The sequence below is a fragment of the Kribbella sp. CA-247076 genome, assembly GCF_050942445.1.
GTDB lineage: Bacteria > Actinomycetota > Actinomycetes > Propionibacteriales > Kribbellaceae > Kribbella.
Genome location: NZ_CP192051.1, coordinates 5,137,213 through 5,161,092 on the forward strand (window position 1 = coordinate 5,137,213; position 23,880 = coordinate 5,161,092).

General features: G+C 70.9%; 23 protein-coding genes. 4 read left to right on the top strand and 19 right to left on the bottom strand.

Annotated elements, in window-relative coordinates:
• Nucleotide 1: 1 nt before the first annotated feature.
• Genes cydC through ACQPYZ_RS24125 form a run of 4 tightly spaced genes read right to left on the bottom strand, consistent with a single transcriptional unit; the run spans nucleotide 2 to nucleotide 5,694 of the window.
• A complete protein-coding gene (gene cydC, locus ACQPYZ_RS24110) occupies nucleotides 2–1,636 on the bottom strand; it encodes a thiol reductant ABC exporter subunit CydC (protein WP_433160086.1) in 1,635 nt (544 codons plus the stop codon).
• Complete coding sequence (gene cydD, locus ACQPYZ_RS24115; RefSeq protein WP_433160088.1) at nucleotides 1,633–3,258, bottom strand: thiol reductant ABC exporter subunit CydD; 1,626 nt, start codon at nucleotides 3,256–3,258, stop codon at nucleotides 1,633–1,635. The genes cydC and cydD overlap by 4 nt, the downstream gene beginning before the upstream one ends.
• Nucleotides 3,255–4,265, bottom strand: coding sequence for a cytochrome d ubiquinol oxidase subunit II (gene cydB, locus ACQPYZ_RS24120; protein ID WP_433160090.1), 1,011 nt, complete (start codon nucleotides 4,263–4,265; stop codon nucleotides 3,255–3,257). The genes cydD and cydB overlap by 4 nt, the downstream gene beginning before the upstream one ends.
• A 13-nt stretch (nucleotides 4,266–4,278) precedes the next feature.
• Nucleotides 4,279–5,694 carry a cytochrome ubiquinol oxidase subunit I gene (locus tag ACQPYZ_RS24125; protein WP_433160092.1) on the bottom strand — a complete coding sequence of 472 codons (1,416 nt, stop codon included), beginning with the start codon at nucleotides 5,692–5,694 and terminating at the stop codon, nucleotides 4,279–4,281.
• A 78-nt stretch (nucleotides 5,695–5,772) separates the two neighbouring features.
• Here ACQPYZ_RS24125 and ACQPYZ_RS24130 point away from each other — a divergent pair, with 78 nt between their 5' ends.
• Nucleotides 5,773–6,159, top strand: coding sequence for a BlaI/MecI/CopY family transcriptional regulator (locus tag ACQPYZ_RS24130; RefSeq protein ID WP_433160094.1), 387 nt, complete (start codon nucleotides 5,773–5,775; stop codon nucleotides 6,157–6,159).
• The gene (locus tag ACQPYZ_RS24135; RefSeq protein ID WP_433160096.1) at nucleotides 6,156–7,061 is read left to right on the top strand and encodes a M56 family metallopeptidase; all 906 of its coding nucleotides are present in this window, start codon (nucleotides 6,156–6,158) and stop codon (nucleotides 7,059–7,061) included. Before ACQPYZ_RS24130 ends, ACQPYZ_RS24135 begins: the two co-directional genes overlap by 4 nt.
• On the opposite strand, the gene ACQPYZ_RS24140 is transcribed toward ACQPYZ_RS24135, so the two are convergent.
• The 5 genes from ACQPYZ_RS24140 to ACQPYZ_RS24160 all read right to left on the bottom strand — a co-directional run bounded on the left by ACQPYZ_RS24140 (nucleotide 7,054) and on the right by ACQPYZ_RS24160 (nucleotide 10,628).
• Entirely contained in the window at nucleotides 7,054–7,614 is a 561-nt protein-coding gene (locus ACQPYZ_RS24140; protein WP_433160098.1) for a dihydrofolate reductase family protein, read from the bottom strand. The genes ACQPYZ_RS24135 and ACQPYZ_RS24140 overlap by 8 nt on opposite strands.
• Before the next feature lie 152 nt (nucleotides 7,615–7,766).
• Nucleotides 7,767–8,858, bottom strand: coding sequence for a threonine aldolase family protein (locus tag ACQPYZ_RS24145; protein WP_433160100.1), 1,092 nt, complete (start codon nucleotides 8,856–8,858; stop codon nucleotides 7,767–7,769).
• Nucleotides 8,859–8,885: 27 nt separating this feature from the next.
• Nucleotides 8,886–9,554, bottom strand: a complete 669-nt coding sequence (locus tag ACQPYZ_RS24150) for an anti-sigma factor family protein (protein ID WP_433160102.1) — start codon at nucleotides 9,552–9,554, stop codon at nucleotides 8,886–8,888.
• Nucleotides 9,551–10,081, bottom strand: a complete 531-nt coding sequence (locus ACQPYZ_RS24155) for a sigma-70 family RNA polymerase sigma factor (RefSeq protein ID WP_433160104.1) — start codon at nucleotides 10,079–10,081, stop codon at nucleotides 9,551–9,553. The genes ACQPYZ_RS24150 and ACQPYZ_RS24155 overlap by 4 nt, the downstream gene beginning before the upstream one ends.
• A 46-nt stretch (nucleotides 10,082–10,127) precedes the next feature.
• Nucleotides 10,128–10,628 carry a hypothetical protein gene (locus ACQPYZ_RS24160; RefSeq protein ID WP_433160106.1) on the bottom strand — a complete coding sequence of 167 codons (501 nt, stop codon included), beginning with the start codon at nucleotides 10,626–10,628 and terminating at the stop codon, nucleotides 10,128–10,130.
• A gap of 87 nt (nucleotides 10,629–10,715) precedes the next feature.
• Here ACQPYZ_RS24160 and ACQPYZ_RS24165 point away from each other — a divergent pair, with 87 nt between their 5' ends.
• On the top strand, nucleotides 10,716–11,039 hold the full coding sequence (locus ACQPYZ_RS24165) for a nuclear transport factor 2 family protein (protein WP_433160108.1): 324 nt from the start codon (nucleotides 10,716–10,718) through the stop codon (nucleotides 11,037–11,039).
• A 180-nt stretch (nucleotides 11,040–11,219) separates the two neighbouring features.
• Here ACQPYZ_RS24165 and smc read toward each other — a convergent pair whose 3' ends face one another.
• The 10 genes from smc to ACQPYZ_RS24215 all read right to left on the bottom strand — a co-directional run bounded on the left by smc (nucleotide 11,220) and on the right by ACQPYZ_RS24215 (nucleotide 22,791).
• Nucleotides 11,220–14,780, bottom strand: coding sequence for a chromosome segregation protein SMC (gene smc / locus ACQPYZ_RS24170; RefSeq protein ID WP_433160110.1), 3,561 nt, complete (start codon nucleotides 14,778–14,780; stop codon nucleotides 11,220–11,222).
• A gap of 283 nt (nucleotides 14,781–15,063) precedes the next feature.
• Nucleotides 15,064–15,219, bottom strand: a complete 156-nt coding sequence (locus ACQPYZ_RS24175) for a hypothetical protein (RefSeq protein WP_233712037.1) — start codon at nucleotides 15,217–15,219, stop codon at nucleotides 15,064–15,066.
• Nucleotides 15,220–15,405: 186 nt separating this feature from the next.
• Entirely contained in the window at nucleotides 15,406–16,260 is an 855-nt protein-coding gene (mutM, locus tag ACQPYZ_RS24180; protein WP_433160112.1) for a bifunctional DNA-formamidopyrimidine glycosylase/DNA-(apurinic or apyrimidinic site) lyase, read from the bottom strand.
• 1 nt (nucleotide 16,261) lies between these two features.
• Nucleotides 16,262–16,951, bottom strand: coding sequence for a ribonuclease III (gene rnc / locus ACQPYZ_RS24185; protein WP_433169746.1), 690 nt, complete (start codon nucleotides 16,949–16,951; stop codon nucleotides 16,262–16,264).
• Nucleotides 16,952–17,001: 50 nt separating this feature from the next.
• On the bottom strand, nucleotides 17,002–17,193 hold the full coding sequence (rpmF, locus tag ACQPYZ_RS24190) for a 50S ribosomal protein L32 (RefSeq protein WP_433160114.1): 192 nt from the start codon (nucleotides 17,191–17,193) through the stop codon (nucleotides 17,002–17,004).
• A gap of 68 nt (nucleotides 17,194–17,261) precedes the next feature.
• Nucleotides 17,262–17,804 carry a YceD family protein gene (locus tag ACQPYZ_RS24195; RefSeq protein ID WP_433160116.1) on the bottom strand — a complete coding sequence of 181 codons (543 nt, stop codon included), beginning with the start codon at nucleotides 17,802–17,804 and terminating at the stop codon, nucleotides 17,262–17,264.
• Nucleotides 17,805–17,910: 106 nt separating this feature from the next.
• Nucleotides 17,911–18,381: a pantetheine-phosphate adenylyltransferase gene (gene coaD / locus ACQPYZ_RS24200; RefSeq protein ID WP_433160118.1), complete on the bottom strand. Its 471-nt coding sequence runs from the start codon at nucleotides 18,379–18,381 to the stop codon at nucleotides 17,911–17,913.
• Complete coding sequence (rsmD, locus tag ACQPYZ_RS24205; protein WP_433160120.1) at nucleotides 18,374–18,934, bottom strand: 16S rRNA (guanine(966)-N(2))-methyltransferase RsmD; 561 nt, start codon at nucleotides 18,932–18,934, stop codon at nucleotides 18,374–18,376. The genes coaD and rsmD overlap by 8 nt, the downstream gene beginning before the upstream one ends.
• The gene (gene recG, locus ACQPYZ_RS24210; protein ID WP_433160122.1) at nucleotides 18,931–21,168 is read right to left on the bottom strand and encodes an ATP-dependent DNA helicase RecG; all 2,238 of its coding nucleotides are present in this window, start codon (nucleotides 21,166–21,168) and stop codon (nucleotides 18,931–18,933) included. The genes rsmD and recG overlap by 4 nt, the downstream gene beginning before the upstream one ends.
• Nucleotides 21,169–21,177: 9 nt before the next feature.
• Nucleotides 21,178–22,791, bottom strand: coding sequence for a DAK2 domain-containing protein (locus ACQPYZ_RS24215; RefSeq protein ID WP_433160124.1), 1,614 nt, complete (start codon nucleotides 22,789–22,791; stop codon nucleotides 21,178–21,180).
• Nucleotides 22,792–22,826: 35 nt separating this feature from the next.
• On the opposite strand from ACQPYZ_RS24215, the gene ACQPYZ_RS24220 reads away from it, so the two are divergent.
• Entirely contained in the window at nucleotides 22,827–23,828 is a 1,002-nt protein-coding gene (locus ACQPYZ_RS24220; protein ID WP_433160126.1) for an SAM-dependent methyltransferase, read from the top strand.
• Nucleotides 23,829–23,880 lie beyond the last annotated feature (52 nt).

Genomic DNA, 23,880 nt, shown 5'->3' on the forward strand with positions numbered 1-23,880 from the left:
ATCACGTCAGGCGCACCAGCTGTCGCGGTACGTGATCAGGAACCAGCTCCGGCCGGTGCGTGAGCAGCACGACCGTCCGGTGACCGGCCGCGGCGAACAGGTCCGCCAGCAGCGCCCGGCCGGTCTCCTCGTCCAGGTGTTCGGTCGGCTCATCCAGCACGAGTACGTCGCGATCGGCCAGCAGCAACCGCGCGAACGCGAGCCGCTGGCGCTCACCGCCCGACAGGCGCGCACCGTGCTCGCCGACCATCGTGTCGAGCCCGTCCGGCAGCCTCTCCACTGACACGCCGAGCCGGGCCCGGTAGAGCGCCCGCCACAGCTGCAGATCGCTAGCACCCGGCTTGGCGAGCAGCAGGTTCTCCCGGATGCTCGTGTCGAACACATGGCTCTCCTGGGTCAGCAAACCGACCACCGAGCGCACCTGGTCACCGTCGAGCCTGGCGAGATCCACACCATCCATCCGGACCGCACCGGCTCGCGGCTCCAGGAACCGCAGGAGTACGGCGGCCAGCGTGCTCTTCCCCGAACCACTCGGCCCGGTGACGACCACCCGGCTCCCGGCCGGCAGGTCCAGACTCAACCCGGCCAGTACGTCGGTTTCGCCGTACCCGACCCGCAGGAGCTCGACCTCGAGGTCACGGCCGTCCGGAAGCGACAACGGCCTCGCGGGCTCGGTGACGGGCTCGGGGGTGTCCAGAAGCTCCTGCACCCGGCCGAGCGACGCGCGCACTCGAATCGCGAGCTGTGCGGCGGCGGGGATGCCACCGAGTACGTCGGCGAGCGCGAGCGGCGTCAGGACGAGCACAGCGAACACCGCGCCGGTGATGTTCGCCGTGTTGCCGAGCACTAGGCCGGCCACGCTCGCCCCACCGACGCACAGCATCAGCAACGCACCGCCAAGTCCTGCGCTCCAGGCCGAACGCCGTTCCGCTCTCGCCAGCTTCGCATCGCTGGCGCTGAAGGAACGCAGTACGTCGTCGACCGCGTTGAAGGCGACCACATCGCCCGTGGTGAGCAGCGCCTCGGTGGCGTTGGCCGCGACCTCACCCCGTGAGCCGGCGACGTTCCGCTCCGCTCGGGCCGCCGTCTGGGCGGTCAGCCACGGGACGACCGTGCAGGCGATCAGAACAGCCAGCGCCACCGCGGCGCCCGCTGCAGGAAGCAGCACGGCGAGAAGCGCGACCGTCGCGGTTGCCGTGACCGCGGCTACCGCGATCGGCAGCAGGACTCGCAGCCACAGGTCGAGAACGGCGTCGACGTCCAGCACGAGCCGTGCCAGCAGATCGCCCTTGCGACGCGAGCTCAGTCCACCTGGCGCCAGCTTCTCCAACCGCCCCGTGATCCTGGCCCGGGTCTCACCGAGCACTCGGTACGCCGCGTCGTGCCCGACCAGCCGCTCGACGTACCGGAACACCCCTCGGCCGACACCGAACGCGCGCACTGCCACGATCGGGACCAGAAGCAGCAGCACCGGAGGCTGGGCTGCCGCGGTGGTGATGAGCCAGGCCGACGTCGCCAGCAGCGCCACCGCGGAGCCAGCTGCCAGCACTCCGGCCAGCAATGCCAGTGAGAGTCGCCACCAGATCCGTCGCTCGGGCCTCACCAGGTCCCACAGCGCGGCCGTGCTCGCACTCATGCGTTCACCAGCTCTCTCGCACGTACGTCGACTGTCCGGTCGGCGGCAGCGATCAGCGCCGGCCGGTGCGCGATCATCAGGACGGTCCGACCACTGGCCCGTAGCCCGGCGACCACGTCGGCTTCGGCCTCGGCGTCCAAGCCTGCGGTCGGCTCGTCCAGCAGGAGGACCGGCGCGTCGGTGATCAACGCCCGCGCCAGCGCCACCCGGCGCTGCTGCCCACTCGACAGCAGTTGCCCCTGCTCCCCCACCGGCTTGTCCAGGTCGAGCTCACTTGCGCCAGCGCCGATCAGTGCCAGCCGAACGTCGTCGTCCGAGGCCTCCGGGCGGCCGAGCCGCACGTTTTCCGCGACCGTGCCCATCCGCAACCCCGGTCGCTGCGGCACCCAGGCGAACTGCCGCCGCCACGCCGTCGGCTCGAACTCGTCCGCCGCACTCCCACCGGCGACGACCACACCGCCCTCGGGCTGGACGAAGCCCAGCAGTACGGCGAGCACGGTCGACTTGCCGGCACCGCTCGGACCGGTGAGCGCGACCACCTCTCCTGGCCGGAGCTCCAGGTCGAAGCCGTCCAAGGCCGGCTCGTCGCGACCCGGGTACCGCACGGTCACGTCGTACAAGTGCAGGGGCGTCGTCCGCAGGTCGGGTACGTCGGTGCGGTCGCCACGCTCGGGTAATGGGGTTTCCAGCACGCGGAAGACCTCCTCGCCGGCCGCGATGCCGTCGGCGCTGGCATGGAAGTGCATGCCGACCTGTCGCAGCGGCAGGTAGGCCTCCGGCGCGAGGATCAGCACCATGAGGGCGGTCTCCAGTCCCAGCCTGCCTTCGACCAGCCGGAGCCCGACTCCGACCGCGACCAGGGCGACCGAGATGCTTGCCAGCAGTTCGAGTGCGAAGGACGACAGGAACGCCAGCCGCAGGCTGCTCATCGACGCCGCCCGGTGCTTGTCGGTCACCCGCCGTACGGCGGCCTGTTGCGCCTTGGCCCGGCCGAACAGCTTCAGCGTGGGCAGACCGGCGACCACGTCGGCGAAGTGGTGGGCGAGCACGGACAGCGCGCGCTGACGCCGGCGGCTGTGCGCTTGGGTCGCCCAGCCGATCAGCACCATGAAGACCGGGATCAGCGGCAGCGTGACCGCCACCGTCCCGGCGGCGATCAGGTCACCGGTCGCCATCCAGCCGATCACCCCGGCCGGAACGGTTGCCGCGAGCACCAATTGCGGGAGGTAGCGGGCGAAGTACGGGTCCAGGTCGTCGAGTCCCTTGGTCAGCAGGGTGGTCAGGGCGCTACTGCGCTCACCACTCAGCCAGACCGGGCCCAGCTTCAGCGAGTGCTCCAGCACCTGCCGGCGCAACGTCGACTTCACCGCGGCCGCCGCCCGCTGTGCGACCACCTCCTGTGCCCAGACCAGCAGCGCCCGCCCGACGACGACCGCACTGAGCCCCCAGGCGACGCCCACGATCGACTCACCGTGCAGGACCACGCCGGCGATCCCGCGGGCCAGCAGGACCGCCTGCGCGATGATCAGCAGCCCACTAACGACACCGATCACCACGGACGCGGCCAGGAACACCCGGGCGGCCCGGGCCCGCCGCAGCAACCGCGGGTCGAGCGGTTTCATGACCCGGACGCCGACACCGCGACCGGCTCGACGGTGATGCGCTTGCGGAACACCCAGTAGGTCCAGCCCTGGTACAGCATCACCAGCGGCAGGAAGATCCCGGCGATGATCGTCAACACCTTCAACGTGTACGGCGTTGACGCGGCCTCAACTGTTGTCAACGCTGATCCGGGATCAAGAGTCGACGGCATGACCGCCGGGAACAGCGCGGCGAACAAGGACGTCACCGCCAGCGCCACCGCGAGCGCCGTCCCGAGGAAGGCCCAGCCCTCGCGGCGGACCCGATTGGCCAGCAGCCCCCCGGCGAATGCGACCACCGCGCCGACCGCGAGGATCACCGAGGCGGTGTCGCCGCGGATCGCCTGGGCCCACCAGAGGAAGGCGATCACCAGGACGGCGGCCGCCCACCCTGCCTGGGAGGCCAGCCGGTTGGCGCGGGCCCGGAGGTCGTCGGTCGTCCGCAGCGCCAGGAAGATCGCGCCGTGGGCGACGAAGATCGCGGTGAAGGCGACCGCCCCGAGGACGGCGAACGGGCTGAACAGGTCGCCGAGACCGCCGACGTACTCGTGGGAGGCGTCCAGCGGCACCCCGCGGACCAGGTTCGCGAACGTCAGGCCCCACAGGAACGCGGGCACGACCGAGCCGATCGCGATCATCGCGTCCATCCGGTCCTTCCACTCCGGCTCGTCCCGCTTCCCGCGGTACTCCAGCGCCACCCCGCGCAGGATCAGCGACACCAGGATCGCGAACAGCGGCAGGTAGAACCCGCTGAACAGCGTCGCGTACCACTCCGGGAACGCGGCGAACGTGGCCCCGGCGGCCACGATCAGCCAGACCTCGTTGCCGTCCCAGACCGGCCCGATCGTGGTGATCACCGCGCGCCGCTCCGGCTCGTCCCGGCCGAGCACCCGCAGCAGCATGCCGACCCCGAAGTCGAACCCCTCGAGGACGAAGTACCCGATCCACAGCGCCGCGATGGCGACGAACCAGACCGTCGTGAGTTCCATCTCCCCTGCCCTCTCAGTACGCGAACGACAGCGGCTTGCGGTCGGACGAGTCGTCCGGCGCGTCGTCCGGCCCGGTCTTCGGATCGGTCCCGGCCAGGCCGCCGCGGATCGTCCGCAGCATCAGCTTCAGCTCGACCACGGCCAGCACGCCGTACAGCACGGTGAACCCGGCCAGCGACGTGATCACCTCGGCACTGGTCGTCCCCGGTGACACACCCGATGCCGTCGGCAACAATCCGAACACCAGCCAGGGCTGCCGCCCGGTCTCGGTGAAGATCCAGCCGAAGGTGTTCGCGGCCAGTGGCAGCAGCGGCAACGGCGCCGCCAGCCAGACCGTCCACCGGCTCGGCGCGCGGCCGCGCCGGGTCACCCACAGCAGCCAGGCCGCGAGCACCGCCGACGTCATCCCGACCCCGATCATCAGCCGGAACGTCCAGTAGGTCAGCGGGATGTTCGGGTTGTAGGAGCCCGGCCCGTACAGCTGCTCGTAGGCCTCCTGCAGCGAGTTGATCCCCTGCACCTCACCGTCGAAGGTCCCGGTGGCCAGGAACGACAGCAGATACGGCACCTTGAGCGAGTAGATCTCCCGCGACCCGTCCAGCGTGCCGACGGTGAACACCGAGAACGAGGCCGGCTTCTCGGTCTCGTACAGCGCCTCGGCCGCGGCCATCTTCATCGGCTGCACCTCGGTCATCACCTTGCCTTGCTGGTCGCCGCTGATCGCGACCCCGGCGCCGGCCACGAGCACGATCACCGCACCCAGCCGGAGCGCCGTCCGGAACACGTCCCGGTCCACGTCCGGGCGCCGTACCAGATGCCAGAGCGCGACACCGGCGACGAACGCGCCGCCGACCATGAACGCCGCGAAGATCGTGTGCGGATAGGTGACCAGCACGACCTTGTTGGTCAGCACCGCCCACAGGTCGGTCAGCTCCGCCCGGCCGCGCGCCTCGTTGACCCGGAAGCCCACCGGGTTCTGCATCCAGGAGTTGGCCGCCAGAATGAAGTACGCCGACAGTTGCGTGCCGAGCACCACCACCCAGATGCAGCCCAGGTGGACCAGCTTCGGCAGCCGGTCCCAGCCGAAGATCCACAACCCGATGAAGGTCGACTCGAGGAAGAACGCGAGCAGTCCCTCCAGCGCCAGCGGGGCGCCGAACACGTCACCGACGAACCGGGAGTAGTCGCTCCAGTTCATCCCGAACTGGAACTCCTGCACGATGCCGGTGACGACCCCCATCGCGATGTTGATCAGGAACAGCTTCCCGTAGAACTTGGTCAGCCGCAGGTACTTCTCCTTGCCGGTGCGGTACCAGGCGGTCTGCAGGCCGGCCGTGATCGCGACCAGCGAGATCGTCACCGGGACGAAGAAGAAGTGGTACACGGTGGTGATCGCGAACTGCCACCGGGCCAGATCCAGAGTGTCCACGCGCCCGCCTCCCCATCTACGACGTTACGTAGTAGATGGTAGCGCGGATCTACTACGATGTGTAGTTATACTGGTCACGTGGCGAACGACGAGAAGGCACCGAGGCCCCTGGGGGACCTGGAGCGACTGGTGATGGAGCAGCTCTGGGCGGCGCCGGGAGCGCTGACCGTCCGCGAGGTGCACGAGCAGCTGTCGGCCTCCCGCGATCTCGCCTACACCACCGTGATGACGGTGCTGGACCGGCTGGCCAAGAAGAAGCTGACCGAGCGGGAGCGCGACGGGAAGGCCTGGCGCTACCGGGCGGCCGCACCCCGCGAGGACCTGGCCGTCGAGCTCATGCGCGACGCCCTCGACCGCGCCGGCGACCGCCGGGAGGCTCTGGTCCGCTTCGTCGGCCAGGTCAGCGACGAGGAGGCTGAACTCCTGCGCGAGGCGCTCGCGCAACTGGAGGAGCGGGCGGGGTGATCACCCCGGTCCTGCTCGCCGCTCTGGCCCTGGTGCTGACCGGCCCGGCGCCGGCGCTGCTGGCCCGCTCGACCTGGCCCTACCGGATCCCGCGGGCCGCAGTGGCTCTGTGGCAGGCGATCGCCATCGCGGCGATCCTGGCCGCTCTCGGCGCGGGCATCTCGCTCTCCTACTCCACCGCAGGCCGGCCAGGTGAGCCGAACTTCGACCCGTCGTCCCTCCGGGACCTGGTGGCCGCGGCCATCCTCGCCCTGACCGCACTGGTCCTGGTGAAGCTCCTCTGGGTAGCCGGACGTGTCGCAGTGGGCACGAGAGCCCGCCGCAAACGGCACCGCGACCTGGTTGACGTACTGGCCACACCGGACGGTCTCGTCCCGGGGCTGCGGGTGCTGTCCGAGGAGACTCCGCTCGCGTACTGCCTGCCGGCGTTGCGCGGTGCGCGGGTGGTCGTGTCGGTCGGTGCGCTCGAGAGACTCGACGAGAGCGAGCTGCACGCCGTACTGGCGCATGAACAGGCGCACCTGCGAGCACGGCACGACCTGGTGCTGGAGGCGTTCACCGCGTTGCACCAGGCGTTCCCGAGGTGGGTGCGCAGTGAGGTGGCGCTGGAGCAGGCGCGCACGCTGGTGGAGCTGCTGGCGGACGACGACGCCCGCCGACGCAACGGACCGCGCCCCCTGGCCCGTGCCCTGGTCGCGCTCGCCGGTGCGCCCGCCCCGGAGGCAGGGCTGGCCGCGGCCAAGTCGGCCACCGTCCTACGGGTCCAGCGCCTGGCCGGCCCGGAACCGCGCTACCCGCTGCTCTCGGCCGCGACGTACGCCCTCGCCGTCGGACTGCTCGTCGTGCCGACCGTCACCGTCGCGGCGCCGATCGTCACCGCGATCGTCGACGCGGTCAGCTGATCGGCCGGTAGCGCAGCAGCGCACCGCCGTTCGCCCACGGTCTGGCCTCGAGGAACTCCATCACCCGGGTCTCCGCGCCGCCGGGGAACACCGGCTTGCCCGCCCCGATCAGCACCGGGCACACCCGCAACTGGATCTCGTCGACGAGCCCGGCGATCAGCAGCGTGTGGAACAGCGAGATGCTGCCCCACAGGATGATGTCCTTGCCCTGCTCGCGCTTGAGCTCGCGGACGTCCTCGACCGCATCCCGGACCACCAGCGCGGAGTCGTCCGCACCCCAGGGCGCGCTGTCCAGCGTCCTCGACACGACCACCTTGCGCAGCGCGTTCAGCTTCGGCGCGATCGGGTCACCGGCCGCGGCCTCCGTCGGCCAGAACGACGCGAACAACCGGTACGTCTCCGCCCCGAGCAGCATTGTGTCGACCGTCTCGAGCAACGCCAGGTTGTCGACGTCCGCCTGCTCGGAGATCGTGCCGGAGAAGTCGAGGCCGCCCTCGGCGTCGGCGGCGTACCCGTCGAGCGTCACGTACTCCTGGAAGATCAACCGTCTCATTCGAGCAAGCTACCCGAAATTCTTGCCTTCCCCCCGCGCGACCGCCAGCAGCACCAGCCCGGACAGAACCAGCAGAACCACCATGGTGATGACGAACGTCAGCACTTCTCTCCCCGAATCCCCACACCCAACCTACTGAAGGTCTTACGCGTTCATTGTTCCAGAAGTTCCCCGTAGGCCTTGGCCACCTCGTCCACCTTCCAGTCCAACGTGCTCGGCGTCACCACCAGCTCGACCCACGACCAGCCCGGTACGTCGGCCGGCCGCCACGGCTGGCAGATCGCCTCGCGGGTGCGTTCCATCCGCTCCACCGACGCCACGTCGATCGCCTCGGCGGCCCGCGGGGCGTAGACGCGGAAGGAGTTGGTGTGCGGCGGCTCCGGGAACACCCGGAATCCCTCGGCCTGCAGGGCCATCGAGAGCTCGACGGCCCGCCGGTACAGCTCGCCCATCCTAGGCAGCACGGTCCGCAGCCCCTCGCGCGCGGACACGGCGTACGGGAAGAGCGTGTAGACGTTGCCACCGAGCCTGCGCTGCCAGCGGCGTACCTCGGCGATCACGTCCTCCGGACCGGCCAGCGCGGCACCGCTCAACCCGCCGAGCACCTTGTAGAAGGACACGTACACACTCGACGCGAGCGCAGCCACCTCAGCCAGGCTGTGCTCCAGGTACGGCGTGCTCTCCCACAGCCGCGCGCCGTCGAGGTGCAGTGGTACGCCGCGCTCCGCACAGGACTCGGCGAACACGACCAGCTCGTCCCACGTGGGCAGGACGAACCCGGCGTCCCGCAACGGCAGCTCCAGCGTGACCGCGGCCAGCTTGCCCGGGATGGCGGCCAGCTCGTCCGGGCGGGGTTGCCGCGGCTCGGCCGTGAGTCGCTCGATCCGGAGCCGGTGGACCTCCTCCAGCGCGTTCAGCTCGTGGACCAGGAGGTGCGAGAGGCCGTGCACCGCGACCCGGTCGGTCCCGGCGCGGTCGGCGTACACCCGCAGGACGCTCTGCTGAGCCATGACTCCGGTCGGCATGAACACCGCCGCCGGCTTGCCCAGCAGGTCGGCCACCTCCCGCTCCAGCGCGGCGACGTCTCCGCCGGCGCCGTACGTGTCGACCTCGTCGTCGGTGGTGGCCTCCACCAGCTCCTGCAGTCTGGTCCGCACCGGCAGCTTGTGCGCGGACAGCCAGCGCTCGCAGTCGGCGGCCGCGGCCGTGCGGCGGACCCGGAGGTCGTCGGAGGTAGTAGCCACGCCCTCATCCTCTCGTGCGCCGCAAACTCAGACCGGCGTGGTCACCACGTGCTGCCCCTGGAGCGTCCGGACTTCCACCGACTTCACCTGGTCGATCGGCACCAGCACGCCACCGGCGAACCGGCTGCCTTCCCGGGCCGACTTCTCCGACACCACCCACGTGCCGGCCACCCAGGTCTTGCCGCCCTTGTCGGTGACGATCATCTCGCACTCGGCTCCGGCCTTCAGATTGGTGAGCTCGACCTCGACCCAGCTCCACCCGGCGCGCGGCTCGACCGTGGTCGCCATCGTCGTCCCGGTGGTGCCGTCCGTCGCGATCACCTGCTTCGACCCGGCCACCGGCGTCTCCGCCGGGCTCGTGGACTGCCGGCCGATCAGGATCCCACCGGCCAGTGCACCGGCGATCAGCACGACCGCGGCCGCCACGAGCAGCCACGGAGACCGTCGCTTCGGTGCGGCCGTCGTACGGACCTCACGCAGGGTGCGCTGCAGCAGGAGGTCGCCGTCCGGCGGCGGGCCGTCCAGGAACGCCTCCGGCGGCACCTCGCCGAGGAACGCCTTCATCTCCTCGAGCTCGGCCAGCTCGGCCCGGCACTCCGCGCACGTGGCCAGGTGCTGGTCGACCTCACGGGCCTCGTCGGGCTCCAGCGCGCCGAGGGCGTAGGCGCCGAGCTGCGAGCTGTCGTGCTCGGTCATCGGGCCACCTCCGTCTCGCTACCGGCCATCACCGCGCGCAGTGCTCGGAGGGCGTAATACGATCTCGATTTCACCGTACCGGGCGGCACACCCAGCTCCTTCGCGGCCTCGGTCACCGACCGGCCGCGGTAGTACAACTGCACCAGGACCTCGCGGTGCTCGGGCGACACCTGGTCCAGCGCGTCCAGCACCACCATGGTGTTCACCACCGACTCGGAGTGGTCGCCCGCCACGGGCGGCCGGTCCTCCACGTCCGCCACCTCGGCCGGGCGGGCCGCCCGCGCCCTGGCCCGGTCGGTGACGAGGTTACGCGCGACCGTCAGCAGCCAGCCGCGGACGGACCCCTTGCCCTCGCTGAGGTCGTCCGCGTGCTTCCACGCGCGGAGCAGCGTCTCCTGTACGACGTCCTCGGCGGCGGCCCGGTCTCCGGTGAGCCTGGTCGCGTAGGCGAGCAGGCTGCGGCCGTGTTCGGCGTACAGGGACCGGACGAGCGTCTCGGCCGCCTCCGGACCCCGATAGTCACCCACCGACCGCACGATACCGGTCAAGGCGGGCACCACCAGGGGGAAAGGCTCAGTAGCCGTAGCTGTCATCGCCGGCCGGCTGGGGCGTGTTCTTCTTGCCGTCCGCGCCCACGACCCACCAGACGCTGCCGACCGCCTGGCCCTTGGCCTCACCGGCCCGGGTGTCCTGGGCGAACAGGTAGATCGGCAGCCCGCCGACGGACAGCTGCTTGCTGCCGTCGCTGCGGGTGACCGTCCCGACCAGGGAGGCGTCGATGCCCTCGAGCTGCGGCGCACCCTCACCGGCCGGTACGACCGGCCACTTGGCCAGGCAGTCGCCCTCGCAGGTGGACTTGCCGGAGGTGTCCTCGTCGAACACGTACACGGTCCGCCCGTTGCCGTCGACAACCACCTTGCCGAGGCCGGGAACGTCTGCGGTCGCCAGCTTCGCCCCGCTGCTCGCCGCCATACTCGCGCTGCCGACGGCCGGGGTCTCGCTCTCGTCACCACAGGCGGTGAGCCCGGCCAGACCGAGCGCGACCACACCGACGAGACTGCTCAGACGCTTCATGACGCTCTCCCCTCCAGGGTCCCGATCTACCCTGCACACGTCTCGCGCGCCCGAACGGTTCAACCGGGAGGAGATATCGTCGGCGGCATGAGCCACGAGATCCCGGCCGCGGTCCAGCGGGTGCTGGCCGCGATCGCCGAGCAGGACAACGACGCCTTCGTCGCGGCCTTCGCCGAGGACGGGTACGTCGACGACTGGGGCCGTCAGTTCCGCGGCCCGGACCGGATCCGCTCCTGGAGCGAGAACGAGCTGATCGGCAAGCGTGCCACCTTCACCGGCACCAATGTGTCGACCCCCGGTAACCCGCTGACGATCGCCACCCTGGTCGGCGGCGACGGCTTCAACGGCCCGTCCCACTTCACCTTCGAGGTCCAGGACGACCGGATCGCCTCGATGACGATCACGGCCTGATCCGCGGAACGGGCTAGGGCGTGTCTGACAATTCAGCGCCGTAGCGAGCAGGTGCTCGGTGCGGTAGCTCGGCGTGCTGGAGTGAAGGCCTCGATGTGGGTTTCATCGTGGCCTTTGCTCCAGTGCGGCGAGGTGCCGTGCCGAGTGCCGCGCAGTAGGCGATGGATTGTCAGACACGCCCTAGACCGGCTCGGGTTCGCGGATGCGTTGGGAGATGACGGAGGAGACGCCGTCGCCGCGCATGGTGACGCCGTACAGGGCGTCGGCGACCTCCATCGTGCGCTTCTGGTGGGTGATGACCAGGAGCTGGCTGTTCTCCCGCAGCTCCTCGTAGATCTCCAGCAGCCGGCCGAGGTTGGTGTCGTCCAGCGCGGCCTCGACCTCGTCGAGGATGTAGAACGGCGACGGCCGGGCCTTGAACAGCGCGACCAGGAAGGCGACCGCGACCAGCGAGCGCTCACCACCGGACAGCAGCGACAGCCGCTTCACCTTCTTGCCCGGCGGGCGCGCCTCGACATCGATGCCGGTGGCAAGCATGTCGTCGGGGTCGGTGAGCACCAGCCGGCCCTCACCGCCCGGGAACAGCCGGCTGAACACGTGCTGGAACGCCACCTCGACGTCGCGGTAGGCCTCGGTGAAGACCTGCTCGACCCGCTCGTCGACCTCCTTGACGATGTCCATCAGGTCGCGCCGCGACTTCTTCAGGTCGTCGAGCTGCTCGGACAGGAAGCGGTGCCGCTCCTCCATCGCCTCGAACTCCTCCAGCGCGAGCGGGTTGATCCGCCCCAGCTGGTTCAGCGCCCGCTCGGCCTGCTTGAGCCGCTTCTGCACCTTGGTCCGGTCGAACGGCTCTCCCTCGAGCTCGAGGGTGTTCTCCTCGCCGTCCTTCGGCAGCGGCGGCACCAGCTGGTCCGGCCCGTACTCGGCAACCAGTGCGTCGACCTCGATCCCGAGCTCGCCGAGCGCCTTCTCGTACAGCGCCTCCAGCCGCATCTTCTGCTCGGCCCGCGCCAGCGCGTCCCGGTGCACGGTGTTCGTCAGCTGCTCGAGCTCGGAGCTCAGGTTCCGCGTCGCGGACCGGGCCTGCGCCAGCGCCTGCTCGCGGTCGGCCCGCTGCGCCTGGATCTCGGCCCGCTCGGCCGCGGCCTGCTGCAGCGAGGTTTCCAGGTGGGCCAGCACGTGCCCGGCGGCCAGGTGAACGGCCTGCGCCGCCTCCGCCTGCCGGGCCCGCCGCGCCGCCCGGGCGATCGCCCGCGCCCGCGCCTCCCGCTCCTGCCGGGCCGCGCGCTCCAGCGAGTCCGCGCGCCCGGACAGTGCCCGGGCCCGCTCCTCGGTGGTCCGCAGCGCCAGCCGCGCCTCCATCTCGGCCGCCCGGCCGGCCTTGGCCGCGTCGGCCAGCCGGTCCCGCTCGCTGGTGTCCGGCTCGTCGCCGTCGTCGTCGAACTGCTCGGCGTCGGTGAGCCGCTCCTCCAGCTCGGCCAGGCCGGACAGGTTCCGGTCGCGCTCCTCCTCGGCCGCCGCGATCGCCTCGGCCATCCGCTGCGCCTCGCCGCGGGACGCCTTCGCCAGCGACCCGAAGTGCGCCAGCTGCTCGGCCACCGCGGCCATCGCCGCGTCCGACTCGTGCAGCCGGGCCAGCGTGATCTCGACGGTGTCCTTCTGCCGGGTCCGCTCGTCCTCGAGCGCCTGCAGCTCGAACCGCAGCCGCTCGCTCCGCGCCGTCGCCTCGGTCAGCTTCTCCGCCGCCTCGTCGACCGCGGACTGCACCTCGATCAGGCTGGGCGCCGCGTCCGAACCGCCGTACGCGAAGTGCGCTCCCAGTACGTCGCCGCCGCGCGTCGTGCAGGTGACGTCGGGCAGATGCCGTACGAGCGACTGCGCCGCGGGGACGTCGTCCACCACGGCCACCTTGCGCAGGAGTCGCCGCAACGCGGGCCGCAGGCTCTCCGGGCAGTCCACGACGTCGACGGCGTACGCCGCGCCGTACGGCAACTGCGGCCAGGTCGTGTAGTCGTCGGCCGGCGCATCACCCAGGAGCAGCCCGGCGCGGCCGAGATCGTGCTGCTTGAGGTGACCGACCGCTTCGAGGGCGGCGTCGGCGTGGGTGACGGCGACGGCGTCGGCGGCTTCGCCGAGGGCCGCGGCGATCGCGGTCTCGTAGCCGGCGCGCACGCTCAGCAGCGCGGCCACGGACCCCATCAGGCCGTTGACCTGCTCGGAGGCGGCCAGCAGGGCGCCGGCGCCGTCCTTGCGGTTCAGGCCGAGCTCGAGCGCTTCCTTACGGGCGGCCAGGCCGGTGCGCTCACGCTCGGCGTCGCGCTCCTCGGCGCGAACCTTGGCGAGCCGCTCGTCCATCTCGTCCAGGACCGCCTGGGCCGCCTCGTACTCCTCGTCCAGCCCCCGCTCACCGGCGTCCAGGCCGGCCACCTGGGTCTCCAGCGCGGTGAAGTCGTGCTGCGCCTTGGCGGCCCGGACTTCCGCCTCGCGCCTGTTGGTCGCCAGCCGGCCGATCTCGGACTCGGCGGCCGCGGCGCGGCTCTTGAGCGCGTTCACCTGGCCGGTCAGCCGGGCCAGGCCCTCGCGGCGGTCGGCCGCGGCCCGGATCAGCGCCGCGATCCGGCGCTCCTCCTCGGCCTCCTGCGCCTCCAGCTGCTGCCGCCGCTCGACCGCCTCGGCGAGCAGCTCCGAGTGCGCCTCGACCTCGGCCTCGATCTGCGCCTCGGTCTCGCGGACCCGGGCGGCCTCCAGCTCGAGCTCGTCCGGGTCCCGCCCGGCGCGCGGCTCCTCGGCCTCGTCGTTCAGCGACCGGATCCGGTCCGCGGCGATCCGCGCCGTTCCCTTGATCCTCTCGGCGAAGCCGGACAGCTGGTACCAGGTGTCCTGCGCGGCCTGCAGGGCCGGCGCGTCCTCACGGAGCGCGTCCTCCAGCTCGGCCTCGAGCTCGCGGGCCGCGCGCAGCTTGGCCTCGGTCTCGGCCCGGCGCTCGGTCAGCAGCGCCTCGTCCTTGAGCTCGGCCTCCAGCGCGGACTGCGCCTGCACGATGTCGTCGGCCAGCAACCGGGCCCGGCCGTCGCGGACCTCGGCCTGGATCGTCACCGCCCGGCGCGCCACCTCCGCCTGGCGCCCGAGCGGCTTCAGCTGACGGCGGATCTCGGTGATCAGGTCGCCGAGGCGGTGCAGGTTGCCCTCGGTGGCCTCCAGCTTCCGGATCGCCTTTTCCTTGCGCTTGCGGTGCTTCAGGACCCCGGCCGCCTCCTCGACGAACCCGCGCCGCCCCTCCGGGGTCGCGCGCAGGATCGAGTCGAGCTGGCCCTGGCCGACGATGACGTGCATCTCCCGGCCGATGCCGGAGTCGCTGAGCAGTTCCTGGACGTCGAGCAGCCGGCAGTTCTGGCCGTTGATCTGGTAGTCCGACCCGCCGTTGCGGAACATCGTCCGGCTGATCGTCACCTCGGCGTACTCGATCGGCAGCGCGCCGTCGGTGTTGTCGATGGTCAGCACGACTTCGGCGCGTCCCAGCGGGGCCCGGCCGGAGGTGCCGGCGAAGATGACGTCCTCCATCTTGCCGCCGCGCAGCGACTTCGCGCCCTGCTCACCCATCACCCAGGCGAGGGCGTCAACGACGTTGGACTTCCCGGAGCCGTTCGGGCCGACGATGCAGGTGATGCCCGGTTCGAAGTTCATCGTCGTGGCCGACGCGAACGACTTGAAGCCTCGGAGCGTCATGCTCTTCAAATACAAAGCGAAGCTCTCCAACCCGTGAAAGGACAGACGATACCGAAGGAACCGTCGTAACTGCTCGTGACGCTGCCGCTACCCGGGGAAGTAGTTCCGCTTCGCAGTCTACAAAGATCTCGACCCGAACCGGTGGAGGCCGACCGCGGGAGCGGCCGGGAAAAGCCGTGGGAGCTCAACATTCAATGAACAAACGGTGCACAAAAAGGGCGGCGGAGGCCCGGACGGGGGCCACCGCCGTGGTTGTGCGGACGGTAGAGATGGAACTCTGGTGTCGCGGCTCGGGTCCTCAGACCGAAGCAGGGGCGCGCAGTGCCTCGTCGACGGTGAGCAGCCGGCCCTCGTGGACCTGTGCGACGAGGTGGTCGTTCTCTGCCTGCAGCCGCATCACGTGCGCCTCCAGGTCGGCGACACGCCGGTTGAGCAGTCGAACCTGCTCGAGCATGCGCGGGTCAGTGCCTCCAAGGTGCCCTAGAAGAGCCTTGGCCATTGTGCTGTCCTCCGGAAGGGTTCTGGCCTGTGAGCGCCCCTGGTCCACGGAGCGCCGAACAAATAATGTGTGCCGTCTTTCAGGGTGACACCGGTGGGGCCGACGGTCAACCTAGGCCCTCACTCTTTAACGATACCTCTCTCACCAGCGGACGTGCCGCGGCACCGGCTGGCATTTCGGGCACCGGTACGACGAACGGTTCATGAACGGCTCGCGACGGATCGGCCGGCCGTCGCGCGGACAGGGCGTTCCCTCCTGGCCGTAGACGTTCAGGCCGCGCTCGAAGTAGCCCGATTCCCCGTTCACGTTGACGTACAGGGCGTCGAAGCTGGTCCCGCCGACGTCCAGCGCCGCGGCCATCACCTCGTGGGCGTGCCGGAGGATCTCCCTTATCTGCAAGGGTTTCAGCGTCTCGGTCGCCCGGGCGTAGTGCAGTTTCGCCCGCCACAACGCCTCGTCGGCGTAGATGTTCCCGACCCCGCTGACCACCCGCTGGTCCAGCAGAGCACGCTTGAGGCCGGTCTTGCGGCGCCGGATCGCCGCCACGAAGGCGTCCGGATCGAACAGGGGATCGAACGGGTCCCTGGCGATGTGGGCGATCTCCGCGGGCAGGTCCGCGCCGCCCTCGGAGTACGACAGACCACCGAACATCCGCTGGTCCACAAACCGGACCTCTCCGCCGTCGTCGGCGAACCGGATCCGGACCCGCAGGTGCGGCTCGTCCGGCGCGCCGACCGGCTGGACCCGGAACTGACCGCTCATCCCGAGGTGGGTCAGCACCGCGTCGCCGGACTCCAGCGGCAGCCAGAGGTACTTGCCGCGGCGGGCCGGCTCGGCGAACACCTGGCCCTTGAGCCGGGCGGCGAAGTCGTCCGGCCCGGCGGCGTGCCGGCGGACCGGGCGGGGGTGCAGGACCTCGACGGCGTCGATCGTCCGGCCGGTGGTGAACTCCGCCAGACCGCGGCGGACGACCTCTACCTCGGGAAGCTCGGGCACCTCAGGCTGACGGGTCGGTGCTGTCGGGATGCGCCGCGCGCAGTGCCTTCCAGGCGGTCTCGGCGGCCTGCTGCTCGGCTTCCTTCTTGCTCCGGCCGATGCCGTGCCCGTAGGTGTCCGAGCCGATCCGGACCCGCGCCTCGAACGTCTTGGCGTGGTCCGGGCCGGACTCGGCGATCACGTACTCCGGTACGCCGACGCCGAGCTGGGCGACCAGCTCCTGCAACGAGGTCTTCCAGTCCAGGCCGGCACCGAGCCGGGCCGACGACTCCATCAGGTCGTCGAACAGCTTGTGCACGACCTCGCCGGCGGTCTCGAACCCGCGGTCCAGGTACACCGCGCCGATCAGCGCCTCGACGCAGTCGGCCAGGATGGACGACTTGTCCCGCCCGCCGGTCGCTTCCTCGCCCCGGCCGAGCCGCAGGTACTTGCCCAGCTTGAGCTCCCGGGCGACCCCGGCGAGCGCGCGCATGTTGACCACCGCCGCCCGAAGCTTGGCCAGCCGGCCCTCGGACAGGTCCGGGTGGTTGCGGAACAGCGACTCCGTGACGATGACGCCGAGGACGGAGTCCCCGAGGAACTCCAGCCGCTCGTTCGTCGGCAGCCCACCGTTCTCGTACGCGAACGACCGGTGGGTGAAGGCGTGCTCCAGTAAATTGTCAGCCAGCGATACGCCGAGCCGCTGGTTCAGCTCGGCGTAGAGGCCCCGTTTCGTTGACCGAGTTCACTGATTGGCGCCGATTAGCTCTCGACGACCTGGCGACGCTCGCCCTTGGCGCCGTACTGGCCGCAGGTCGGGCAGACGGTGTGCGGCAGGTGCTTCGCGCGGCAGGCCGGGTTCACGCAGATCACCAGCGACGGGGCAGTGGTCTTCCACTGGGCCCGGCGGTTGCGGGTGTTGCTGCGCGACATCTTCCGCTTCGGAACGGCCACGGTTATGACTCCTCGGTTCGGCCGGGGGCTGGTGGACCCGGCCGGCTGGCTGGCAAGTGATTCGGTCTTCAGTTGTCCTGCGGTCGTTCGTCCTGCGGGAGCAGGCCGCTGAGCGCGGCCCAGCGCGGGTCGGTCCGGTCCTCGTGCTGGTGGCCGGGCTCGTCCGCCAGGCGCACCCCGCACTCGGGGCACAGACCCGGACAGTCGTCCGTACACAGCGGCTGGAACGGCAGCGCGAGCACCACCTGGTCCCTCAGCACCGGCTCGAGGTCGATCAGGTCGCCCTCCATCCGGCTGGCCTCGTCGGGCTCGGCGTCGCTCTCCGGGTAGACGTACAGCTCCTGGACGTCGGCGAGGAACTCGTCCTCGATGTCGACCAGGCACCGCCCGCACTCCCCGACCAGCCGGCCGCGGGCCGTACCGGTGACGAGCACCCCTTCGACGACCGACTCCAGCCGTAGATCGAACTGGATCGGATCACCCTCGGGGACGCCGATCACGTCGATTCCGAGATCCGCCGGCGCCGGGGCCGTGAAGGTGACTTCGCGCTGGGACCCGGCGCGGCGTGTCAGCTCGTGCGTGTCGATCACGAGTGGGGACCGCGGGTCCAAGACGCTCAGGACATCCCTTTCAGGCGTGGGCAGGCAAGATCTCGGTCTCGTCGAGACCGGTGGTCAACATTACCAACTCCGCGCCCGGTCGCCCAATTCGGGGTTTCTAGAGCTTGTCCAGTAACCGAGCGTGAACGGGCGGCGGCACGAAGGCGACCACGTCGCCACCCAGTTTCGCGATCTCCTTGACCCAGCTGGAGGAGACGAAGGAGTTCTCCGAGCGGGTCGGCAGGAACATGGTGTCGACCCCGGTCATCGCGTGGTTGAGCTGCGCCATCTGCAGCTCGTAGTCGTAGTCGGCGGCCGACCGCAGGCCCTTCAGGATCACCCCGGCGCCCTCGGCCCGGCAGTAGTCGACCAGCAGGCCCTCGAAGCTGCCGACCCGGACGTTGCCGAACGGCGCGGTCAGCTCGGTCAGCATCTCCAGCCGTTCCTCCGGGCTGAACAGCCGGTTCTTGGACTGGTTGATCCCGGCCGCGACGATCACCTCGTCGAAGGCCGCGGCCGCCCGGGTGATGATGTCGAGGTGCCCGACGGTGGGCGGGTCGAAGGTACCGGGGAAGACCGCCTTAGCCATGGCGGTGACCGTACCAAAGCCGGGCCTCGCCGTACTTGCGGTCCCGGAGCGCAGCGAACCCCTCCGGCCAGTCCCACGGCTCCCGCTTGCCGCGCTCGACCACCACCACGGCGTCGTCGGCCAGCCAGCCGTTGGCGGCGAGCCCGGTCAGCACGTCCTGCAGCTCACCGGTCTCCAGCTTGTACGGCGGGTCGGCGTACACCAGGTCGAACGGGCCCTGGCTCTCGCCCGCCGCGACCTTCTCCACCGGCCGGGTCAGCACGGTCGCGCCCGGCAGACCGACCGACCGGACGTTCGCGGCGATCACCTCGGCCGCCCGCCGGTCGGACTCGACCAGCACGACCCGCGCGGCGCCGCGGGACAGCGCCTCCAGGCCGATCGCGCCGGACCCGGCGTACAGGTCGAGGACCGCGAGCCCGTCGAAGCTGCCGAACTCGGACTCCAGCGACGAGAACAACGCCTCCCGCACCCGGTCCGCCGTCGGCCGCGTCCCCGTCCCCGGCGGTACGCCGATCCGCCGCCCACCCGCCGCTCCCCCGATGATCCTGGTCATGTCTTCTCCAGGTACTCGGTGGTCTCCGACTCGAGCGCGCTCCGTACGAAAGACCGCAGAGTCGGATATTCGGCCAGGTCCGCGTCGACGGAGACGATCGAGTTGGCCACGTGCCGCGCGGTCAGGATGATCTCCTCGTCCCGCAGCACGCTCAGCAGCTTCAGGCTGCTCCGCCGCCCCGACTGCGCCACGCCGAGTACGTCGCCCTCCCGCCGCGTCTCGAGGTCGATCCGGGACAGCTCGAAGCCGTCCGTGGTGGCGGCCACCGCGTCCAGACGGCCGTACGACTTCGACCCCGGCCAGAGATCCGTCACCAGCAGGCACAGCCCCGGCACCCGCCCCCGGCCGACCCGGCCACGCAGCTGATGCAGCTGGGAGATGCCGAACCGGTCGGCGTCCATGATCACCATCGTCGAGGCGTTCGGTACGTCGACGCCGACCTCGATGACCGTGGTCGCGACCAGCACGTCCACCTCGCCGGTCGCGAACCGCGACATCACCGCGTCCTTCTCCTCGGCCGGCAGCCGGCCGTGCAGGATCTCGACCCGCAGGTCGTGCAGGATCTCGGCGAGCGCCTCGGCCACCTGCAGCACCGAGATCGGCGGCCGGGCCTTCGAGGTCTTCTCCTCCTCGCCCGCGACGAACTCGCCCTCCTCGTCGGCGGCGTTCTTCACCTCGTCGCCGATCCGTGGGCAGACGACGTACGCCTGGTGGCCCTTGCCGACCTCCTCGCGGACCCGCTGCCAGGCGCGCTGCAGCCAGTCGGGCTTCTCCTTCGCCGGGACCACGGACGACTGGATCGGCGACCGCCCGGCCGGCAGCTCGGTGAGCGTGGACACGGCGAGGTCGCCGAACACCGTCATCGCGACGGTCCGCGGGATCGGGGTCGCCGTCATCACCAGCACGTGCGGGGTGTTCTCGCCCGACTTCTGGCTGAGCGCGGCGCGCTGCTCGACGCCGAAGCGGTGCTGCTCGTCGACGACCACGAGCCCGAGGTCCGCGAACTGCACCTTGTCCTCGAGCAGCGCGTGCGTGCCGACCACGATCCCGGCCGCTCCGCTGGCCGCGTCGAGCATCGCCGTACGCCGGGCCGCCGCGCCGAGCGACCCGGTCAGCAGGCCGACCCGGGTGGCCCGCTCCGCGCCGCCTAGCATGCCCTCCTCGGCCAGGTCGCCGAGCATCTTCGTCAGCGTCTTGTGGTGCTGGGTCGCGAGGACTTCGGTCGGCGCGAGCAGCACGGCCTGGCCGCCGGCGTCCACGACCGACAGCATCGCCCGCAGCGCGACCACGGTCTTGCCGGAGCCGACCTCACCCTGCAGCAACCGGTGCATCGGGTGCGGGCGGGCCAGGTCGGCGAAGATCTCCTCGCACACCTCCGCCTGGCCCTCGGTGAGCGTGAACGGCAGCCGCTGGTCGAACTCGTCCAGCATGCCGCCGGCGGTCCGCGGCCGCGGTACGGCGTTCAGCGCGTCGGTGACCGCCCGGCGCTGGGCCAGGATCGTCTGCATCACCAGCGCTTCCTCGAACCGGAACCGCTGCTGGGCGTCGCGGATGTCCTTCTCGGTGTCCGGCAGGTGCACCTTCTGCAGCGCCTCGCGCAGCCCGAGCAGCTTCTCCCGGCGCAGGATCAGCTCCGGGATCGGGTCGTCGAGGGTCTCGTCCAGGCTGTCCAGGACGATCTTGACCGACCGCTCGATCGTTGCGGTGGGCAACTTCGCGGTCGCCGGGTAGAGCGGGCGGAACGGCCGAGCCCGGCGCTCGATCTCGGCCTCGGACAGGTCCTCCTCGTCGAGGATCTCGGTGCCCGGGCTCTTCAGCTGCATGATGTCGCGGAACATCGTCACCTCGCCCCAGAACAGGGCGGCGGTGCCGGGTGTCAGCTTGGTCGCGAGCCAGGGCTGGTTGAAGAACGCCAGCTCCAGGTCACGCCGGCCGTCGGTGACGACCACCTTGGTCAGGGTCTTGCGCCGGGCCCACTTCTGGACGTCGGCCAGCGGGATGTCCATCTTGGTGTCCAGCGACCGCACGGTGACCTTCTTGACCCGGCCGTTCACGGTCGCCTGGTCGCCGACCTCGAGCTCGTCGAACGGGGTCAGCTCACCCTTCTTCAGGTACCGGCGCGGGTAGTGCCGCAGGAGCTCGCCGACGGTCTCGATCCCGAGCACGTCCGCGAAGGTCTTGGCCGTGCGGGCACCGAGGAAGTCGCGGAGTTTCCGCTCGATATCAGTCTTCATGGTCCGATTTCATTCCACCCCGATCAGCAGCGGGTACCTGTCCTGACCTCCGTCGTACACCACGACGTCGACATCTTTGCGGTTCCGGCGGACGTGCCGCTCCAGCGCGTCGACCAGACCGGGCTCCGCGTCCCGGCCGGTGACGATGGTGAGCAGCTCGCCGCCACCACCGAGGAGCCGGTCGACCACGCCGATCGCGGCGTCCTCGAGATTCTCCGTGATCAGGGCGAAGTCGCCGTCCACCACCCCGAGCGCGTCGCCGACGCGGCACATCCCGGCCATCGTCCAGGCGTCCTTCACCGCGATCGTGACCGCGCCGTGCCGGGTCTGCCCGGCGGCCGCCGATTGGTGTACGACGTCGTCGTCGAAGCTGCGCCCGGGGTCGTGGACGGCGATCGCCGCGAGCCCCTGGACCTGCGCCCGGGTCGGGATCACCGCGACCCGGAGGCCATCCTGCCGGGCCGCGGTCGCGGCCGCCTCGGCGACCGCGATGGAGTCCTTGTCGTTCGGCAGCAGCACGATCTCGGGGGCGTTCGACCGCTCGATCGCCCCGAGCAGCTCACCGGTCGAGCACCGCCGGCCGGGACCGCCCATGATCGTGTGCGCCCCGGCCTCGCCGAACAGTCCGGCCAGCCCCTCACCGGCCACGACGGCGATCACCGCGCGGCCCGGGGCCGGCTCGTGGTGGTGGGTCTGGTCGGCGAAGTGGGTGACCCGGATCCGGTGCGGCCGGCCGATGTCGATGCCCTGCTCGATCGCGGCGCCGACGTCGTCGGTGTGCACGTGCACGTTCCACAGGCCGTCGCCGCCGACGACCACGACGGAGTCGCCCAGTCCGGCCAGGGTCTGCCGGAAGTCGCCGATCTTGTCGTCCGGCGCGTCCAGCAGGTACATCACCTCGTACGCCGGCCCGTCCTGGCTCTCGGCGCCCTCCCCCTGCGGCTCGACCCGCGCCGGTACGTCGACCCGCACCGTCTGCCCGGTCAGCACCGACTCCATCGCGCCGAGGATCACCACCAGGCCCGCTCCCCCGGCGTCCACGACGCCCGCACGGCGCAGTACGTCGAGCTGCTCGGTCGTCCTGGTGAGCGCCTGCCGCGCGGAGGCGACCGCGGCCAGGCAGACGTCGGCGAGGCTCTTGCCGTCGTTGGCGGCCGTCATCGCTCCGGTCGCGGCCGCCCGGGCGACGGTCAGCATGGTGCCCTCGACCGGCTGGGCGACCGCGCCGTACGCGGCATCGGCGGCGTAGCTCAGGGCGTCCGCGAAGGCCACGGGTTCGCTCATCCGGGGATCGGCCAGGACGCCGGTGTCCTGATGCCGTGGGAGGTTCTCGGCGAGGCGGAGGCCGCAGGCGCGGACGAGCTGGGAGGTGATCACGCCGGAGTTCCCGCGGGCGCCGAGCAACGCGCCGCGGCCGAACGCCTGGACCGCCTCGGCGAAGGTCAGCTCACCCTGCGGCAGCGCGTCGCAGGCGGCCTCCCAGGTGAGGTAGAGGTTGGTCCCGGTGTCGCCGTCGGGCACCGGGTACACGTTCAGCTCGTCGATCTCGGTCCGCGCCCGGCCCAGCTCGGCCAGCGCCGTCCGAGCCCAGGCCCGCAACACGTCGACGGTCAGTTCCTCCACGCCCGGAAGGCTAACCGGTCGGCCTACCATGTGCTGTGCCTCGCTCGATTCTGTTCTCGTTCGCGCCGGACAGCTACCGGTACGCCGTCCGCGAGGTGCGGGAGGTGTTTCAGGGCGACTACCGGATCGAGCGGCTCGGAGCGGACCTCGGCCGGATCAGTGAGCACGCGTTCGCGATCGACGAGCTGGCCGCGGCCTGTGACCGGGGTCGCATCATGTTCGTCCGGCACCTGACGCAGGAGCTGGCCGGCTACCCGCTGGACGACCTGCCGACCGGCCACGAGCTCGCGACCACGGTCCTGGAGGGCATGACCGCCCGTTCGGTCGCGGTGCAGACCTGGATCGACGGCGCGGGCACCGGCGGCTCGTACTACCACCTGCTCGGGGACGCGCTCCAGAGCCGCGGGATCAGCGTGAGCCGGTCGGGTCAGGACGTCGTCGTGTCCTGTGTCGAGGTCGGCAAGCAGCTCGTCGTCGGCACCAACCGCCGGGAGCACAGCCTCTCGGACTGGCCGGGCGGGCGGATGCGGCTGGCCCGGTCCGAGGAGCGGGTCTCGCGGTCGGAGTTCAAGCTGGAGGAGGCGATCGCGACCTTCGGGCTGGAGCTGCCGGCGGGTGGGAAGGCCGTCGATCTCGGTGCCTCGCCGGGCGGCTGGACCCGGATCCTGCGGATGCACGGGCAGGAGGTGTGGTCGGTGGACCCCGGCTCGCTGGACCAGCGGCTGCGCGGCGACCGCCGGATCCATCACGCGGCGACCACGGCCGGCCGGTTCTTCGCGGAGAACCGGGTGCGGTTCGACGTGGTGGTGAACGACATGCGGATGGACCAGGTGATGTCCGCCCGGATGATGGTGGACGCTGCCGCGCACCTGCGCCGCGGCGGCCTGGCGGTCGTCACGCTGAAGGGCGGCGGCAAGAACCCGCTGGACGGGGCACGCCGCGGGATGGACGTGCTGCGGCAGGAGTACGCCGTACTGCACGCCCGGCAACTGCATCACAACCGGAACGAGATCACGGTCGTGGCCAAACGCGAATAGGCGCCCGGGGTGATCCCCGGGCGCCTGATTCAGGCCCTACACGGAAGAGAGA

What these genes read in the sequence shown, in the direction of transcription:
- cydC (WP_433160086.1), bottom strand. Translation starts at nt 1,636, where the DNA reads ATGAGTGCGAGCACGGCCGCGCTGTGGGACCTGGTGAGGCCCGAGCGA.
- cydD (WP_433160088.1), bottom strand. Translation starts at nt 3,258, where the DNA reads ATGAAACCGCTCGACCCGCGGTTGCTGCGGCGGGCCCGGGCCGCCCGG.
- cydB (WP_433160090.1), bottom strand. Translation starts at nt 4,265, where the DNA reads ATGGAACTCACGACGGTCTGGTTCGTCGCCATCGCGGCGCTGTGGATC.
- ACQPYZ_RS24140 (WP_433160098.1), bottom strand. Translation starts at nt 7,614, where the DNA reads ATGAGACGGTTGATCTTCCAGGAGTACGTGACGCTCGACGGGTACGCC.
- ACQPYZ_RS24150 (WP_433160102.1), bottom strand. Translation starts at nt 9,554, where the DNA reads ATGACCGAGCACGACAGCTCGCAGCTCGGCGCCTACGCCCTCGGCGCG.
- ACQPYZ_RS24160 (WP_433160106.1), bottom strand. Translation starts at nt 10,628, where the DNA reads ATGAAGCGTCTGAGCAGTCTCGTCGGTGTGGTCGCGCTCGGTCTGGCC.
- ACQPYZ_RS24165 (WP_433160108.1), top strand. Translation starts at nt 10,716, where the DNA reads ATGAGCCACGAGATCCCGGCCGCGGTCCAGCGGGTGCTGGCCGCGATC.
- ACQPYZ_RS24175 (WP_233712037.1), bottom strand. Translation starts at nt 15,219, where the DNA reads ATGCTCGAGCAGGTTCGACTGCTCAACCGGCGTGTCGCCGACCTGGAG.
- coaD (WP_433160118.1), bottom strand. Translation starts at nt 18,381, where the DNA reads ATGGCTAAGGCGGTCTTCCCCGGTACCTTCGACCCGCCCACCGTCGGG.
- rsmD (WP_433160120.1), bottom strand. Translation starts at nt 18,934, where the DNA reads ATGACCAGGATCATCGGGGGAGCGGCGGGTGGGCGGCGGATCGGCGTA.
- recG (WP_433160122.1), bottom strand. Translation starts at nt 21,168, where the DNA reads ATGAAGACTGATATCGAGCGGAAACTCCGCGACTTCCTCGGTGCCCGC.